General features: G+C 67.1%; 14 protein-coding genes. 3 read left to right on the top strand and 11 right to left on the bottom strand.

The genetic code is table 11. The features are described from left to right. Positions 1 to 227: 227 nt before the first annotated feature. Positions 228 to 1,330, bottom strand: a protein-coding gene (locus ASV56_RS13190; RefSeq protein ID WP_156429166.1) for an IS3 family transposase whose coding sequence is annotated in 2 segments (ribosomal slippage) — positions 228 to 1,069 and positions 1,069 to 1,330 — 1,104 coding nt in all. Because the reading frame shifts where the segments join, the coding sequence is not laid out codon by codon here. A gap of 285 nt (positions 1,331 to 1,615) precedes the next feature. Here ASV56_RS13190 and ASV56_RS13180 point away from each other — a divergent pair. From ASV56_RS13180 to ASV56_RS22835, 3 genes are all read left to right on the top strand, one after another. Then, positions 1,616 to 2,059 (top strand): SRPBCC family protein, encoded by a 444-nt coding sequence (locus ASV56_RS13180; protein ID WP_062562535.1) that lies wholly within the window; start codon positions 1,616 to 1,618, stop codon positions 2,057 to 2,059. Between the two features lie 254 nt (positions 2,060 to 2,313). After that, positions 2,314 to 3,440 (top strand): IS3 family transposase gene (locus ASV56_RS13165; RefSeq protein WP_156429165.1). Its coding sequence is split into 2 segments (ribosomal slippage): positions 2,314 to 2,578 and positions 2,578 to 3,440, totalling 1,128 coding nucleotides; the frame shifts between segments, so codons are not numbered across the junction. A gap of 20 nt (positions 3,441 to 3,460) precedes the next feature. Beyond that, on the top strand, positions 3,461 to 3,634 hold the full coding sequence (locus tag ASV56_RS22835) for a glutathione S-transferase family protein (protein WP_216635390.1): 174 nt from the start codon (positions 3,461 to 3,463) through the stop codon (positions 3,632 to 3,634). A 52-nt stretch (positions 3,635 to 3,686) separates the two neighbouring features. Here the strand turns inward: ASV56_RS22835 and ASV56_RS23610 are convergent, their stop codons facing one another. The 10 genes from ASV56_RS23610 to ASV56_RS13120 all read right to left on the bottom strand — a co-directional run bounded on the left by ASV56_RS23610 (position 3,687) and on the right by ASV56_RS13120 (position 15,943). Beyond that, positions 3,687 to 3,827 carry a hypothetical protein gene (locus ASV56_RS23610; protein ID WP_156429164.1) on the bottom strand — a complete coding sequence of 47 codons (141 nt, stop codon included), beginning with the start codon at positions 3,825 to 3,827 and terminating at the stop codon, positions 3,687 to 3,689. Between the two features lie 204 nt (positions 3,828 to 4,031). Then, positions 4,032 to 5,408, bottom strand: a complete 1,377-nt coding sequence (locus ASV56_RS13160) for an efflux transporter outer membrane subunit (protein ID WP_062562531.1) — start codon at positions 5,406 to 5,408, stop codon at positions 4,032 to 4,034. After that, entirely contained in the window at positions 5,405 to 8,509 is a 3,105-nt protein-coding gene (locus tag ASV56_RS13155) for an efflux RND transporter permease subunit (protein WP_062562530.1), read from the bottom strand. Before ASV56_RS13155 ends, ASV56_RS13160 begins: the two co-directional genes overlap by 4 nt. A 6-nt stretch (positions 8,510 to 8,515) precedes the next feature. Further along, a complete protein-coding gene (locus ASV56_RS13150) occupies positions 8,516 to 9,685 on the bottom strand; it encodes an efflux RND transporter periplasmic adaptor subunit (RefSeq protein WP_062562529.1) in 1,170 nt (389 codons plus the stop codon). A 225-nt stretch (positions 9,686 to 9,910) separates the two neighbouring features. Continuing rightward, positions 9,911 to 10,198, bottom strand: a complete 288-nt coding sequence (locus ASV56_RS13145) for a hypothetical protein (protein WP_062562528.1) — start codon at positions 10,196 to 10,198, stop codon at positions 9,911 to 9,913. A 339-nt stretch (positions 10,199 to 10,537) separates the two neighbouring features. Next, entirely contained in the window at positions 10,538 to 11,488 is a 951-nt protein-coding gene (locus ASV56_RS13140; RefSeq protein WP_062562527.1) for an ABC transporter ATP-binding protein, read from the bottom strand. Next, complete coding sequence (locus ASV56_RS13135) at positions 11,485 to 12,474, bottom strand: ABC transporter ATP-binding protein (protein ID WP_062562526.1); 990 nt, start codon at positions 12,472 to 12,474, stop codon at positions 11,485 to 11,487. The genes ASV56_RS13140 and ASV56_RS13135 overlap by 4 nt, the downstream gene beginning before the upstream one ends. Before the next feature lie 3 nt (positions 12,475 to 12,477). Next, complete coding sequence (locus tag ASV56_RS13130) at positions 12,478 to 13,311, bottom strand: ABC transporter permease (protein WP_062562525.1); 834 nt, start codon at positions 13,309 to 13,311, stop codon at positions 12,478 to 12,480. 49 nt (positions 13,312 to 13,360) lie between these two features. Further along, positions 13,361 to 14,332 (bottom strand): ABC transporter permease, encoded by a 972-nt coding sequence (locus ASV56_RS13125; RefSeq protein WP_062562524.1) that lies wholly within the window; start codon positions 14,330 to 14,332, stop codon positions 13,361 to 13,363. 18 nt (positions 14,333 to 14,350) lie between these two features. Continuing rightward, the gene (locus ASV56_RS13120; protein WP_062562523.1) at positions 14,351 to 15,943 is read right to left on the bottom strand and encodes an ABC transporter substrate-binding protein; all 1,593 of its coding nucleotides are present in this window, start codon (positions 15,941 to 15,943) and stop codon (positions 14,351 to 14,353) included. Between the last annotated feature and the right edge of the window lie 94 nt (positions 15,944 to 16,037).

Here is a 16,037-nt window from a genome sequence, read left to right as displayed (position 1 = left end):
CCGCGTCAGGTTGACCCGTTGCGCAGCAATTTTTGCGATTTGCGCAGAGAGCGGCGGGTTTCGGACAATTGGTCGCCGGTTCGTGCGCCCGGTGGGGCGGCGCGGGGCGTGGACCGGCCCGGCTGCCATCCTGCCACGGGTCTTTCGTCCAGCTGCGGCCGGAGTTTCCGGCCTTTTGCCCTGCCTACCAATTTTGGACCATCTAAAGCCGGAGTTTCCGGCCTTTGTCACGGCGGCGGGCTGGTGACGCCGTCGGGAAAGTGCAGCGCGCTCGGGACGTTGTATCCGATGGCGCTGTGGGGTCGATCATCGTTGTAGTGTCTGCGCCAATCCTCCAGCTTTTCGGCCGCGTCCGCAAGGCTCATGAACCAGTGCGCGTTCAGGCATTCGGACCTGAGCTTACTATTGAAAGCCTCGATGAAGCCGTTGTCTGTCGGCTTGCCGGGGCGTGAAAAGTCGAGCGTCACGCCCTTGGCGTAGGCCCAGAGATCCAGGTCGCGCGAGATGAATTCGCTGCCGTTGTCGACCCGGATTGTCTGCGGGTAGCCGACTTTTGTGCAGATCCGTTCCAGCGTCGTGACCACGTCCTCGCCGCGATATTGGAACCGCACGTCCGTGGCGGGGCAATAGCGGGAATGGGTGTCGCCAATGGTTAGGATCCGCAGCTTTTTACCCAAGGCCAGTTGGTCATGGACAAAATCCATGGCCCATACATCATTCGGCCCGACGGCTTCCGCACGGTCGTCACGCAACTTGGCCTTCACCCGCCGTTTTGGGGTCTTGTTCCGCAGCTGCAGTCCCAAGGCTTTGTAAACGTTATAGACCATCTTAATGCTGACCTCCCAGCCCTCCCGGTCTAGGACAACGTAAACGCGGCGATAGCCATAGCGCACACGCGTCTCACAGATCTCCCGGATCCGCCGTTTCAGCTCTGCCGGATCGGTGCGGCGGGATTTGTAGTGGTAGCTCGAGCAGTCAAATCGCAAGGCCCCACATGCCCTACGGATCGAAACCGCCCAGTCTGCACACATCCCGCGAACCAGTTCACGCGACCGCGCCGGCTTCAGAGCTTTCGCCGCACAACATCCTGCAACATCTGCCGGTCGAGCGTCAGGTCCGCCACGATCCGCTTTAGCCGCGCGTTCTCGTCCTCAAGCTGCTTCAACCGCCGCATCTCGTCGGGCAGCAGCCCGCCATACTTCTTCTTCCAGGCAAAATAGGTCGACTGGCCGATCCCAGCCTTCCGACAGATCTCGGCAACCGACGTGCCTTCCTCGCCTTGCTTCAGAATGAACGCCTTCTGCGCTTCCGTGAACTTCGATGCCTTCATCGTTTTCAGCTCCTGTCCCAGCCGGGGAAGGTTAGCCGAAAACTCCAGCTCTAAACGATCCAGTTTCGAGGGGGCAGAGCACGTTCACGCCGGTCGGCGTGGGTTGGGCAATCGCCCGGGGCCTCGGCGATGCGCGGCTGCGTCGCCATGCGGTGCTGGAACTCTCCGGCCTGCCGTTCGGGCCGAGCCCGTCGAGGCTCTGGTCCGGACCTTTGCCCGACCGCCGCGCGTTACGGTGCAAGCACCACCGATGTGGGAGCCATCAAACCAGACACGGAGGACACCATGCCACAGACGATCCGACTGCATCGCGTCATCGCCGCGAAACCCGAAAAGCTCTATCGCGCCTTCATCGAGCCCGACGCGGTGGCAAGCTGGCTGCCGCCCTGGGGCTTTCTCTGCACCGTCCACGAGTTGGAGGCGAAGGTGGGCGGCCGGCACCGGATGTCGTTTCGCAACTTCACCACCGGCGACAGCCATGCCTTCGGCGGCAGCTACCTGGAATTGATCCCGGGCCAGCGCCTCGTCTATACTGACCGGTTCGACGACCCCAACCTGCCGGGCGAGATGACGGTCACGGTGGACCTGAAACCGGTGTCGGTGGGCACCGAGATCAGCATCGAGCAGCGGGGCGTGCCGGATATGATCCCGGCCGAGGCCTGCTATCTCGGCTGGCAGGATTCGCTGCACAAGCTGGCGAAACTGGTCGAGCCCGAGATCAACCAATAGGCGCAGGAGCCTTCCGATGACCCCCATCATCACCGCCTTCGCAGCAGGCCCGCTATCATGAGCGCGACGAGCCCTGGCATGAAGCGCGCCTCCCCATCCTCGAGAAACGCATCCGTGGCCGACTGGAACAATTGTCCGGCCGGCTCAGCAATGCCGACTGGCTCGAGGGCACCTTCAGCGCCAGCGACTGGAGTGCCCCCACTGAAGTGGTCCACCCACTGGGATAGAAATATCCTGTTCAGGAGGACCATCAGATGGCAGGCAAGCGAGACAAACCGGAAGACATCGTTCTGAAGCTTCGACAGATTGAAGTGCTTCATGGACAGGGAATGGCAATTTCCGACGCGGTGCGGCAGATCGGCGTGACCGAGCCGACGTATTATCGCTGGCGCAAGCAGTATGGCGGCATGAACCGGGCTCAGCTGAAGCGTCTCAAGGAGCTTGAGGCGGAGAACCAGCGGTTGCGGCGCGCGGTGTCAGATCTGACCTTGGACAAGATGATCCTGAGCGAGGCTGCACGGGGAAACTTCTAAGCCCTTCGCGCCGTCGCCAGTGCATTGACCATGTGCGGCAGGCGCTCGGCATATCCGAGCGCCGCGCCTGCCGCATCCTCGGGCAGCACCGCTCGACGCAACGCAAGGTTCCTTGCGGCGCCCCGGACGAAGAACGGCTGACGGAAGACATCATCACGCTCGCTCGCACCTACGGGCGATATGGCTATCGGATGATCACCGGATTGCTGAACAACGCCGGTTGGCATGTAAATCATAAACGCGTGGAACGGATATGGCGGCGTGAAGGGCTGAAGGTCCCGCAAAAGCAGGCAAAGAAGGGTCGGCTCTGGTTGAACGACGGGTCCTGCGTCCGTCTCCGGCCGGAGCACCCGAACCACGTCTGGTCCTATGATTTCGTTCAGGACCGGACACATGACGGACGGCTGTTTCGGACGCTCAATATCATCGACGAATTCACGAAGGAGGCGCTGGTGATCCGTGTAAACCGCAGGCTCAATTCCACCGACGTAATCGACGCCCTGACGGATCTGTTCATCTTGCGTGGCCCGCCTGCGTTCATAAGGTCCGACAATGGCGCGGAATTCATTGCCAAGACGGTGCAGGGCTGGATCGGCGCAGTTGGTGCCAAGACCGCGTTCATCGAGCCGGGTTCACCCTGGGAGAACGGGTATTGCGAGAGCTTCAACGCTCGATTCCGCGACGAACTCCTGGATGCAGCAGTCTTCTATTCGCTCAGGGAGGCCCAGATCCTCGTCGAGCGATGGCGCAGCCACTACAACACTGTCAGGCCGCACAGCTCCCTGGGATACCGCCCACCCGCACCGGAAGCCGTCATCCCAATAGACCAGCGGCCGACGATGCACTAACAATCAACCCGGACCACTCGGTGGGGGCAGTCCACGACCTGCTGATGGTGACGGTGCTGCGCAGGCTGGAGGGCAGCGGTATATTGGAGACGTTTCCGAACCTCTGCGCCTATGTCGCCCGCGGCAAGGCGCGTCCCGCCTATCAGCGCGCCTTCGAGGCGCAATGGGCGGTGTTCACGACGTCGCAAGGCTGAACGGGACGCCGCATTTGCCCGCGGCAGCGCGCCGTGCCGAACCCGGCATGGATCAAGCCCGCGCAGCCGCGGGGCCGGAAAACGGCCGCGACAGGCAGGGGGCCAATTCGTCCGGCCCGGCCGAGACCGCTGCCGCAACGGCCAGCGGAATCGACAGCACCAGCCCCTCGCGGCCTTGACGGAGTTTAGCCATGCAGGAATCGCTGGATCTGCGCATCAGCACGACCTGCACCATCAGGCGGTCCCCGCGCGGGCGATGGCCCTGCCATGCAGCGGCGCCGTGCCCAGATCCGCGCGCAAGAAGCATCCGGCTGGGACTGGAACCGCACCATCCGCACGGTGCTGGCCATCGTGAATCAGGCCGGGCCCCGCCTGCAAGCGTCCCCTGGCGCCGGCGCTAGCGGCTGACCAGCACCACCTCGCCGGCGCCGGCGCCCGTGGCGATCTGCAGCGCTGCCCATTCCTTGGCCGCCTGGTTGCGGGCCGAGGCGGCCGAGAGCCGGGCGCTGGCCGTCGAACGGTCGGAATCCAGCAGGTCCAGAAGCGCCAGCCCGCCCTCGGCAAAGCTGGTCCGGGCCAGCCGATAGGCGCGGTCATAGGCCGCTGCCGCGCCTTCCAGCGCCGTGACCTGCTGGCGATAGCGGCGCAGGTTCGATTGCGCGACCTGCACGTCCTCGACCGCCTGCGACACGCTGGCGCGCCAGGCGATCTCGGCCTCGCGCCCCTCGGCGATGCGCCGCGCGCGGGTGGCCTGCAGCGCGCCCTGGTTCAGTACCGGGAACGAGATCGCCGGGCCGAAGCCCCAGGACTTCGCCCCGCCGCTTTCGCTGACCGAGCCCGTCAGCGTCAGCGAAGGCAGCAGGTCGGCCGTCGCCACCCCCACCGCCGCCAGCGCCGCGGCCAGGTCGTATTCGGCCGACCGCACATCGGGCCGGTTGCGCAGCAGGTCCGCCGGCACACCGGCGCGGGCGCTGCCAGGAATGCGGGGCTGACCCGCGCCGCGCCGCATCTGCGCCTGCACCGAGCTGGCGGGTTCATTGAGCAGCGTCGCGATGCTGAACAGCTGCGCGTCGAACTGTGCCTGATAGCCCGGGATCTCGGCCCGGGCGGCCGCCAGCAGCGCCTCGGCCTGGGCCATGTCGAATTCGCTGACCACGCCGAATTCGCGCTGCTCGCGGGTGATGCGGACGGTCTCCTCGCGGCTCGAGACGGTCTGCCGCGTCAATGCCAGCGCCTGCTGGTAATAGCGCGCGTCGCTATAGGCGTCGATCAGCTCGGCGATCCAGGCCAGCCGCGCCGTGCCCAGATCCGCCTTGGCGGCCTCGAGGCTGGCCGCCGCGCCCTGCCTTTCGCGCCGGGCGCCGCCGAACAGGTCGAAGACGAAATTCGCGCCAAGGCTGGAGGTGCCGACGTTCCGCACCGCCGCGCCCGCGGTCGAGCCGCGTTCGCGCGCCGCCTCGGCCGAACCGGAGGTCTGGGCGGCAAGCACCCCGGTGCCGCGCAGGTCGGCGGCGGCGGCGCGGATGCGTTCGCGCGCGGCCGCCTCGTCCAGGTTCTGCTTCAGGCCGCGGGCGATCAGCTCGTTCAGCACCGGGTCGCGATATTCGGCCCAGAAGGCGCGGTTGGCAACCTTGCCGGCCGGGGTCGTCCCGTCCGCGGCAAAGGTGGCGGGCAGGGGGATCGCGGGGCGGTCGTCGGGATCGGGTCCGACGGCCGCGCAGCCCGCCGCCAGAAGCAGCAGCGCCGGGCCGAGGAAACGGCAGGGAGAAATCACGTCTTGGTTCTCTTTCTGGTGAAATGCTGCACGGTCCTCAGGACCGCGACGTAGAAGACGGCGACCAGGAAGATGCCGACCACGGCCGAGGCCGCGATGCCGCCCAGCACGCCGATGCCGATGGACTGCTGCGCCGCCGCGCCCGCGCCGCTGGCCAGCGCCAGGGGCATGACGCCCAGCATGAAGGCCAGCGTCGTCATCAGGATCGGCCGCAGCCGCATGCGCGAGGCCTCGACCGCCGCCTCGAGCAGCGGCTTGCCCTGCTTGTGCAGCATCTCGGCGAATTCCACGATCAGGATGGCATTGCGCGCGGCAAGCCCGATGGTGGTCAGCAGGCCGACCTTGAAATAGACGTCGTTCGACTGGCCGAAGACCAGCGCCGCCGCCATGGCGCCGACGACGCCGATGGGCACGGTCATCATCACCGAAAGCGGCACCGACCAGCTTTCGTAAAGCGCCGCCAGCGCCAGGAACACCACCAGGGCCGACAGCGCGAACAGCATCGGCGCCTGGTTGCCCGACAGCCGCTCCTGATAGGACAGCCCCGTCCAGGCGGTGCCATAGCCGCCATCCATGCCGGCGACCAGTTCCTCCATCACCTCCATCGCCGTGCCCGAGGATATGACCTGCGCCGCCGCGCCCGAGATCTCCATCGAGCGCGTGCCGCCATAACGCGACAGGCTCTGCGCCTGCTCGGCCCATTCCTGGCTGGTGAAGGCGGCGAAGGACACCATGTCGCCGTCGCTGTTCTTGACATACCATTTCTCGATGTCGTCGGACTGCATGCGCGCCTCGGCCGCGCCCTGGACGATCACCGGGCGCAGCTCGGTCCCCAGCGAGAAATCGTTCACGTTCGCGCTGGCGAAGATGATGGACAGCGTGGTGTTCAGGTCCGAGATCGACAGGCCATAGGCCGCCGCCTTCTGCTGGTCGATGTCGATGCGGCGCGAGGTCTCGAAGGGCGCGTCATTGCCCTGCAGGCTGGTGACGCGGCCGTCCGCCGTGGCCTTCCGGACCAGTTCGTCGGCGGCATTCGCCAGGGCCGCCTGGCCGCCTCCGGCCTGGTCGATCAGCTGCATGGTGAAGCCGGCGGTATTGCCCATGCCCTGGATCGCGGGCGGCTGCATGAAGAACACCTGCCCGTTGCGGTTCGACATGAAGCGCATGTTGCCGCGCGTCGCCATCGAGGCGGCGTCGAAACCCTCGCGCTGCTCGAAATCCTTCAGCTTGATGAAGATCATCGCATTGCGCTGTCCGGTGCCGCCGAAGCCGAAGCCAAGCGCGGCGAAGACGCTTTCGGCGGTGTCGGTTTCCTCGGCCAGGACGAATTGCTCGACCTCTTCGACCAGGGCCTGGGTGCGCGCGGCGGTCGAGCCTTCGGGCGTTTCCACCATGACCATCAGCACGCCCTGGTCCTCGGACGGCAGGAACGAGCCGGGCAGCTTCTGGTAAAGCATGTAGGCCCCGGCGCCGAAGGCCAGCAACACGACCAGGAAGCGGAAGGGCCGGCGCACGAAGGCGCCGACCGCCCCGGCATAGCCGTTGGTGGCGCGGTCCAGGTTGCGGTTGAACCAGCGCGCGGGCGCGATGCCGTCGCCATGGCCGCGCGGCTTCAGCAAGGTGGCGCACATGGCCGGGGTCAGGATCAGCGCCACCGCCAGCGACAGCACCATGGCCGAGATGATGGTGACCGAGAACTGGCGATAGATCACCCCGGTCGAGCCGGACATGAAGGCCATGGGCAGGAACACCGCCGACAGCACCAGCACGATGCCGACCAGCGCCGAGGAAATCTCGTCCATGCTCTTCTCGGTCGCCTCGACCGGGCCGATGCCTTCCTCCTCCATCACCCGCTCGACGTTTTCGACCACGACGATGGCGTCATCGACCAGCAGGCCGATGGCCAGCACCATGGCGAACATGGTCAGCGTGTTGATCGACATACCGGCGAATGACAGTACGCCGAAGGTGCCCAGCAGCACCACCGGGATCGCCAGCGTCGGGATCAGCGTCGCGCGCCAGCTTTGCAGGAAGACCAGGATCACCAGGAAGACCAGCACCACCGCCTCGATCAGCGTGTGATAGACCTGGTTGATGGATTCCTCGACAAAGGGCGAGGTGTCGTAGGGATAGACGATCTTGACGCCCGCCGGCAGCGAGGATTGCAGCCCGTCCAGCACGTTGCGCACCGCCTCGGCCGTGTCCACCGCATTCGCGCCCGTGGCCAGGTTCACGCCGAAGCCCGCCGCCGGCTGGCCGTTGTAGCGCGAGGCGCTGCCGTAATCCTCTTGCCCGATCTCGATATCGGCCACATCGCCCAGGAAGACCGTGGCGCCGTCGCTGTCGGTGCGCAGCAGGATACGCTCGAACTCGCGCACCGAGGTCAGCTGCGATTGCGCCGAAAGCCCGACGTTCAGCTGCTGGCCCTTGACCGTGGGCTGGCTGCCCAGGCTGCCCACGGTGACATTGGTGTTCTGTTCGCTGACCGCCGAGACCACGTCCGAGGGCGTGACCTGGTATTGCAGCATCCGGTCCGGGTCCAGCCAGATGCGCATCGCATAGCCCGAACCGAAGCTTTGCACCGATCCGACCCCGACGGTGCGCTTGACCGGATCCTCGATCACCTGCGCCACCAGATCGCCCAGTTCCAGCGAGCTGTAGCTGCCATCGGTCGAGGTCAGCGCCCCCACCAGCAGGATCGACGAGGTCGAGCGCGTGACCGAAACGCCCTGGCTTTGCACCGCGTCGGGCAATTGCGAGGTCACCAGCTGCAGCTTGTTCTGCACCTGCACCTGGGCGATATCGGGGTCCACACTGTCGTCGAAGGTCAGCTGGATCGAGCTCGACCCCTGCGACGAGGTCGAGGTCATGTAGGTCAGCCCGTCAAGGCCGGTCATGCCATCCTCGATGATCGAGGTCACCGAGTTTTCCACGATGTCGGGCGAGGCGCCGGTATAGGTGGCGCTGATGCGCACGGTGGTCGGCGCGATGTCGGGATATTGCGCGATGGGCAGGCCGGTCAGGCCGGCCACCCCGGCCAGCATGGTGATGATAGCCAGCACCCAGGCAAAGACCGGCCGGCGAATGAAGAAGCGTGCCATGCCGGGTCACTCCGCCTGCGTCGCCGGCAGGTCGCGGACCACGCCGTTCTCGTCGATCTCGACCGTGACCGGCGCGACCTCGGCGCCCTCGGCCAGGCCGGTCGCGCCGTTCACGATCAGCGCATCGCCGTCCTTCAGCCCCGCGGTGACGATCCAGCTGTTCTGATGCACGCCCTCCTCGGTCAGCACGCGCTTCGCGGCCTTGCCGTCCGCAGCCACCCAGGCCGAAAGCGTGCCGTCGCGGTTGCGCGTCGTGGCCATCTGCGGCACCAGGAAGGCCTGGATCCGGCCGATCTCGATGGTGCCGCGCACGAACATGCCGGGCAGGATGCGGCGCTCGGGGTTGTCGAAGCGGAAGCGGAAGTCGATGGCCCCGGTCGAGGTCGAGACGGTATAGCCGGGCGCCACCATCTCGCCGGTGGCGGCATAGGTCACGCCGTTCTCCAGCGTCAGCTGCGCCTTCAGCGCCTGGCTCATCTCGATCCGGCCCGACTCGATGCGGTCGCGGATGCGCTGCAGCCGGGCCGAGGGCTCGTACATGTCCACGTCGATCGGATCGAGCTGGGTGACGGTCGCCAGCGCATCGCTCTGCCCCGAGGTGACCAGGTCGCCCGGCGAGACGACGGCGACCGAGGGCAGCCCGTCCAGCGGGCTGGCGATCGTGGTCCAGGAAAGCCGCGTCTCGGCCAGCTTCAGCGCCGCCTCGGCGGCGGTGACGGCGGCGCGCGCCTGCTCCATCGTGGCCTGGGCCTGTTCCAGCGCCGCCTGGGTCGAGCCCGATCCCTGCAGCTTGCGCGAGCGTTCATAGGCCGCCTCGGCCTGCGGCACGGCGGCATTGGCCGAGGCGAGATTGGCGCGCGCCTCTTCGACCGCAGCCTCATAGGTGGTCGGGTCGATCTGGAACATCGGCGCGCCCGCCTTGATCGGCTGGCCGGGCTTGTAGAGCACCTCGGTCACGAAACCGTCCACGCGCGGGCGGATATCCACCGCGTCCCGCGCCACGGCCCGGCCGGGCAGGGTGCTGACCAGCGGCACGGATTCGGCCTTGACCGCGACGACCCCGACCTGCTTCGGCCCGGTCGCCGGAGGCTGCTGCGCGACGGCCGGTCCCGCAACGGACAGGACAGCCAGGGCGATGCCCAGCCGGGCAAACCGAAGAAAAGATCGATAGGTCATGGGATAATCCTTGGTCGAAAACGGACGGCGCGGTTCAGTCTGCCACAGGTTGCTGCTTGACGAGAGGCTTTATCCTGCGCCGCCCCCGAATGTCCGAAGCCGGACCGGCCCGTTCAACAGCGCGCCGATCCCGGCAGCGCGTTCGGCACGGCCGATCAATGCGCAGGCTTTGCACCAGATCAGCGCGCTGAGCCGTGCCAGCCGGTCGTGGTCGTGCTCCCGGGATCACCCGATCTGTCCCTCGCCTGGTGCTGCCGCCGGACCCGGCGGCTTGGCAAGGATTTCGACCAGGGCGATACTGTCGCGCAGGGCGCCGGCGACGACCGGGTTCAGCACCAGGTCGAGCAGGCCGCCCCGTGCATCGATCAGCCGAAAGACCAGCCCTTCGCCGCCGAACTCGACCAGGCTGAACGACACCGGCTCCATCCGTCGCGCGCCGGCGCCGGCCAGGTCGCCGCGCGGCACGCAAAGCGCCATGCGCCGGCGGGCTTCGGCAAGGGTGAGGCTGGTCATGATCGCGCGTCCTGTCTGTCCCGGGGGCGGTTCTGCCGCCGCCCGCGATCATGATGCCCGACAATCGCCCCGGCGCACGCGATGATTTGTAAGGAATTGTTTCCAGGCGGAGAGGGGAAACGTTTCGTTACAAATTCGGCCTCGGCGGAAACTTCTCGACACGGACGAGACCAAGGATGGAAACGGCCGGTCGCTGTTTTCAGGCGCAGGCGGGCGGGTGGCGCCGCTGTGGTGCCGGATGGATTCGCGGAGAGCAGGGAGCCCTTGGCGGATGCTGCAGGCCGCGGCCATCGCGAAAGAGGCCCGACCGGCAGTCGGGCCGCTTTCACCGATCGGTCGTCAGGCCAGATGGCAGGCGACCGCCTGTCCGGGGGCAAGCTGGCGCAGGGCCGGCATCCGCTGCCGGCAATCCTCGACCGCGATCGGGCAACGCGAGGCGAAGCGGCAGCCCTTGGGCAGGTTCACCGGGCTGGGCGGGTCGCCCTGCAGCCGCGCGCCGCCGCCCCGCCGCCGATGCTCGGGCGCAAGCGAAGGCGCCGCCGCGATCAGCGCCTGGGTATAGGGATGGCGCGGCGCGGCGAAGATCTGCGCCGCCGGCGCCTTTTCCACGATCTGGCCCAGATACATCACCGCGATCTCGTCGCAGATATGGCGCACGACGCCCAGGTCGTGGCTGATGAACAGATAGGTCAGCCCGGTCTCGCGCTGCAGGCGGCGGATCAGGTTCAGCACCTGCGCCTGCACCGCCACGTCCAGCGCCGAGACCGGCTCGTCGAAGACGATCAGGTCGGGCTTGGTCGCCAGCGCCCGCGCCAATCCGATGCGCTGCCGCTGCCCGCCGGAAAACTGGTGCGGGTAAAGCGACTTCAGCTCGGGGCGCAAGCCCACCTGGGTCAGCAGCTCCTCGACCCGCGCGTCGCGGCCGGAGGGTTCGCCCAAGCCCAGCAGGTCCATGGGCTGGCGGATGATCCGCCCGACCCGGTCGCGCGGGTTCAGCGACGAGAACGGGTCTTGGAACACCATCTGGAAGCGCGGCCGGGCGCGGCGCAGCTCCTCGCCCTCGATGCGGCTGATGGGCGTGCCGTCCAGGGCGATCTCGCCACCGGTGATCGGCGCAAGGCGCATCACCGCCAGCGCCGTGGTGGTCTTGCCCGAGCCGGATTCGCCGACGATGCCCAGCGTCTGGCCGCGTTGGATGTCGAAGCTGACCCCGTCCACCGCATGGACGGTGCCGCCCTTCGCGGTGGGGAAATGCACCTTGAGGTCGCGGACGGAAAGAAGCTGGGTCATGCCGGGACCTCGCGGGGTTCAAGCTGGATGCAGGCGGCCGAATGGTCGCCGGTCATGGCGACGTGGCGGGGCTGGGCGGCGTGGCAGGCATCGACGGCCAGCGGGCAGCGCGGCGCGAAGGCGCAGCCGCGGCCGAGGTCGGTCAGCGCCGGCACGATGCCGGGGATTTCCGGCAGGTCGGTATCCGGGTCGGCATCGACGCGCGGGATGCTGGCCAAGAGGCCCCGGGTATAGGGATGGCCGGGATCATCCAGCACCGCGTCGGCCGGGCCGCGCTCAATGACGCGGCCGGCATACATGACCGCCACCTTGTCGGCCATTTCCGCCACCGCGCCCATGTCGTGGGTGATCAGGACGATGGCGGTGCCGGTCTTTTGCCGCAGCTCGTCCAGCAGGCCGAAGATCTGCGCCTGCACGGTCACGTCCAGCGCCGTCGTCGGCTCGTCCGCGATCAAGAGCTTCGGCTCGCAGGACAGCGCCATGGCGATCATCACCCGCTGGCGCATGCCGCCGGAAAGCTGGTGCGGATAGGCGCGGGCGCGCAGTTCCGGCTCGGGGATGCCGACGGCGCGCAGCATGTCCACGGCGCGGGCGAAGGCGGCCCGGGGGCTGACCTTCTGGTGCAGACGCACCGCCTCGGCGATCTGCTCGCCGCAGGTGAACACCGGGTTCAGCGAGGTCATCGGCTCCTGGAAGATCATGGCGATGTCGCCGCCGCGGATTTTGCGCATCTCGGAGGGACGCAGCTTCGTCAGGTCGCGGCCCTGGAACAGGATGCTGCCGCCGACCACCTTGCCGGGGGGCGAGGGGATCAGGCCCAGCACCGACAGCGCGGTCATGCTCTTGCCGCAGCCGGATTCGCCGACGATGGCCAAGAGCTCGCCCGGGGCGACGCTGAAGGACACGTCGTCCAGCACATGGGCCGTGCCGCGCCTTGTGGCGAAATCGACCTTGAGGTTGCGGATGTCCAGAACGGGGTCGGTCATGGCTCAGCGCTCCCTCATCCGGGGGTTGAAGGCGTCGTTCAGCCCGTCGCCGACCAGGCTGACGCCCAGCACGGTCAGGAAGATCATCGCCCCGGGCAGCGTCACCACCCACCAGGCGTCCAGCAGGTATTCCCGGCCCGAGCCGATCATCAGCCCCCAGGACATGACGTTCGGGTCCGAGAGGCCAAGGAAGCTGAGCCCGGCCTCGAACAGGATCGCCATGCCGATGGTCAGCGTGGCCGAGACGATCAGCGGCGGCAGGGCATTGGGCAGGATCACGCGCCAGATGATGTTGCCGTCGCCGGCGCCGATCGCGCGCATGGCGCTGACATATTCCAGCGTGCGGATGCGGCGGAACTCGGACCGGGTCAGGCGGGCGGTCTGCGGCCAGCTGACGATGCCGATGGCCAGCGCCACGTTCACCAGCGTCGGTTGGAACAGCGTCACCACGACCATGGCGAACAGCAAGGGCGGCAGCACCTGGAAGAACTCGGTCACGCGCATCAGCATGTCGTCGACGATGCCGCCGTAGAAGCCGGCATAGGCGCCGATCAGCACCCCGATCAGCATGGTGATCGCTGCGGCGGCAAAGCCCACGGCCAGCGTGGCGCGGCCGCCCGCGATCAGCCCGGCCAGGATGTCGCGGCCCAGGTTGTCGGTGCCCAGCGGAATGGTCGCCTCTTCGCCGGGCGGCGTCAGCGGCGCCCAGACGATCTCGAACGGATCGACTTGGTAGAGATGGGGTCCGGCGAAGGTCATTCCCATCACCAGGATCAGCAGCGCCAGGCCCAGCATGGCCGAGGGGCTGCGGCGGAAGATGTCCCAGGCTTCGGCCATGGGACCGCGGGCGGCTGGAACCGTGGTTCTGGCGGGCGCGGTCATGTCTCTAGCGTCCTCCGGCAAGGCGCGGGTCCAGCAAGCGCGACACGAAGTCGGTCAGCAGGTTCGCGATGATGACGATCAGGGTGGAGAAGAACAGGATGCCCAGCACGGTCGGATAGTCGCGCGCCAGGATCGACTGGAAGGCCAGCGTGCCAAGCCCGGGCCAGCTGAACACCGTCTCGACCAGCACGGCGCCCGAGATGATGGCGCCGAACTGCATCCCGGCGACGGTCACCACCGGCAGCAGGGCGTTGCGGAAGGCGTGGCGGCCGAAGACCTGCCGCTCGCTGACGCCCTTGGCGCGGGCGGTGCGGATATAGTCGGCACCCAGCACCTCCAGCATCGAGGCGCGGGTCAGCCGGCTGTATTGCGCCAGATAGACCAGCCCCAGCGTCAGCGCCGGCAGCACCAGGTGGTGGGCGATGTCCAGCACCCGGCTCAGCAAGCCGCCCTGTTTCACCACGTCGATCATGCCGGCGATGGGGAACAGCGGGATGGTGGCGCCGAACAGGATCACCAGCATCAGCCCGGTCCAGAACACCGGCGCCGAATAGCCCACCAGCGACAGCACCGTGACCAGCGCCGAGGCGATGCCGCGCGGATTGCGCGAGGCGAGCATCCCCAGCCGCGTGCCGACGATCAGCGCGAAACCCAGCGCGGTCGCCACCAAGAGCATGGTCGGCCCCAGCCGCGACAGGATCAGGTCGACCACCGGGCGGTTGTAGAAATAGGACATGCCCAGGTCGCCCTGCAGCGCGCGGCCCAGATACAAGCCCAGCTGGGTCAGCAGCGGCTTGTCCAGCCCGTATTGCTGGCGGATCGCGGCCATGACCTCGGCGCTGGCGCCGCCCATCTCGCCGGCGATGACCTCGGCCGGGTCGCCGGGGGCGAGCTGGATCAGCAGGAAGTTCAGGACAAGGACAGCAAGGATCAGGGCGGCCGCATAGAGCAGCTGCCGCAGGATACGTCGAAACATCGGGATTGCCTCCGCCGGTTACTGCTTCAGCCAGACCTCATCCATCGGCCCCATCGTGCCCCAGATCGAGACGGGCGGGTTCTGCACGGCCTGCGAATAGACCGTATGATAGGGCACTTCGTTGATGAAATGGATCGGGATGTCGGTGGTGATCTGCTTGAACGCCTGGGCGTAAAGCTGCTGGCGCTTGGCCAGGTCCGGCTCGACCCCGGCGGCGTTCATCAGCTTGTCCACCTCTTCGTTGCAATATTGCTGGGTGTTGGACCAGATGATCCCCTGGCGGATGTTCGAGCAGAGATAGGTCCGGTTCACCCCGATCACCGGGTCGCCCCAGTTGAAGACCTGGTCCATGGTCATGTCGAAATCATAGGACGACACGCGCTGCGACCAGGTCGGGAAGTCGGGCGAGGAACGCACGGTAACCGCGATCCCGACCTTGGCCAGCGCCGCCTTGACATATTCGGCGACGGCGCGCTGCTGTTCCTCGACATCGGGCATGTAGTCGATGCGCAGTTCCAGCGGTTTGCCGCCCTCGCCATAGCCCGCCTCGGCCAGCAGCGCCTTGGACGTGTCCAGGTCGAAGTCGTAGCGCGCGACGTCCTCGGTATGGAAGGGGCTGCCCTGCGCGACCGGCTCGATCGAGGGCTTGGACAGGCCCGAATGCAGCGCCTTGGTGACGAAGTCGCGGTCGATGGCATGGGCGATGGCCCGGCGCACCCGCACGTCCGACAGCGCCGGATGCTTGGTGTTGAAGGCCAGCCAGTTCAGCGGGCCGATGCCGGCATAGCCCTTGTCGGTCACGGTCAGGTTGCCGGATTTCTCCAGCCGCCGGATCAGGCGGGTGCCGTCGAGCAGCGGGAACATCTGCGCCTCGCCCGATTCCAGCGCCAGCACGCCCGAGTTGGCGTCCTGGTATTGCCGGATCACGATGCGGTCCAGATAGGGCTTCCCTTCCAGGAAGAAGCCGTCATAGCGTTCCAGGATGATGTGCTGGCCGGGCTCAAATGCGACCACCTTGAAGGGGCCCGAGCCGACCGGCAGGTTGTTCTTGGGGTTCGACTTGATGTCCTGGCCGTCGTCGAAGACGTGCTTGGGCAGGATCGGCGTCAGCGAGGCGGACAGCACCAGCAGGATCGCCGGATGCGGCTGCTTCATGCGGATCACCACGGTCTGCGGATCGGGCGCCTCGAAGGCCTCGACCGGCGCGAGCATGCTCGAGAATGGGTGGTTGTCCTTGACCACGCCCAGCGACCAGATCACGTCCTCGGCGGTGATGGGCGAGCCGTCGTGGAAGGTCGCGCCCTGGCGCAGCTTCAGGGTCAGCACCTTGCTGTCCTCGCTGAATTCCCAGCTTTCGGCCAGGTAGGGCTGCGGGGTGAAATCCTCGCCATAGCGCAGCAGCGTGGCGAAGATCTGCGCCGCCGGCACGGCGGTCGCGACGCCCGACTGCACGGCCGAGTTCAGGTGGCGCGGCTTGTGCACCGAGGCCAGCACCAGCGTCCCGCCCTTTTGCGCCTCCTGGGCGGAAAGCGCGGGGGCGGTGGCAAGCGCGGTCAGCGCCACGGCACCGGCCAGCAGGAAACGACGCGAGAAGGCGGGGGCAAGGGTCATCTGGTTCTCCGTGTTGGGCGCGCGCCGAATTCTGTGTTGACGCTGCGTCCTTATGGATCGGTCATTGGCAGGCTTTGCGGCAAATGCATTTTTG

Source organism: Paracoccus aminovorans (assembly GCF_001546115.1).
GTDB lineage: Bacteria > Pseudomonadota > Alphaproteobacteria > Rhodobacterales > Rhodobacteraceae > Paracoccus > Paracoccus aminovorans_B.
The sequence above is the reverse complement of the archived record's forward strand: the minus strand, read 5'-3'. Positions and strand labels throughout refer to the sequence as shown.

What these genes read in the sequence shown, in the direction of transcription:
- ASV56_RS13155 (WP_062562530.1), bottom strand. Translation starts at nt 8,509, where the DNA reads ATGGCACGCTTCTTCATTCGCCGGCCGGTCTTTGCCTGGGTGCTGGCT.
- ASV56_RS13130 (WP_062562525.1), bottom strand. Translation starts at nt 13,311, where the DNA reads ATGGCCGAAGCCTGGGACATCTTCCGCCGCAGCCCCTCGGCCATGCTG.
- ASV56_RS13120 (WP_062562523.1), bottom strand. Translation starts at nt 15,943, where the DNA reads ATGACCCTTGCCCCCGCCTTCTCGCGTCGTTTCCTGCTGGCCGGTGCC.
- ASV56_RS13150 (WP_062562529.1), bottom strand. Translation starts at nt 9,685, where the DNA reads ATGACCTATCGATCTTTTCTTCGGTTTGCCCGGCTGGGCATCGCCCTG.
- ASV56_RS13180 (WP_062562535.1), top strand. Translation starts at nt 1,616, where the DNA reads ATGCCACAGACGATCCGACTGCATCGCGTCATCGCCGCGAAACCCGAA.
- ASV56_RS13125 (WP_062562524.1), bottom strand. Translation starts at nt 14,332, where the DNA reads ATGTTTCGACGTATCCTGCGGCAGCTGCTCTATGCGGCCGCCCTGATC.
- ASV56_RS23610 (WP_156429164.1), bottom strand. Translation starts at nt 3,827, where the DNA reads ATGGCTAAACTCCGTCAAGGCCGCGAGGGGCTGGTGCTGTCGATTCCG.
- ASV56_RS13135 (WP_062562526.1), bottom strand. Translation starts at nt 12,474, where the DNA reads ATGACCGACCCCGTTCTGGACATCCGCAACCTCAAGGTCGATTTCGCC.
- ASV56_RS13140 (WP_062562527.1), bottom strand. Translation starts at nt 11,488, where the DNA reads ATGACCCAGCTTCTTTCCGTCCGCGACCTCAAGGTGCATTTCCCCACC.
- ASV56_RS13145 (WP_062562528.1), bottom strand. Translation starts at nt 10,198, where the DNA reads ATGACCAGCCTCACCCTTGCCGAAGCCCGCCGGCGCATGGCGCTTTGC.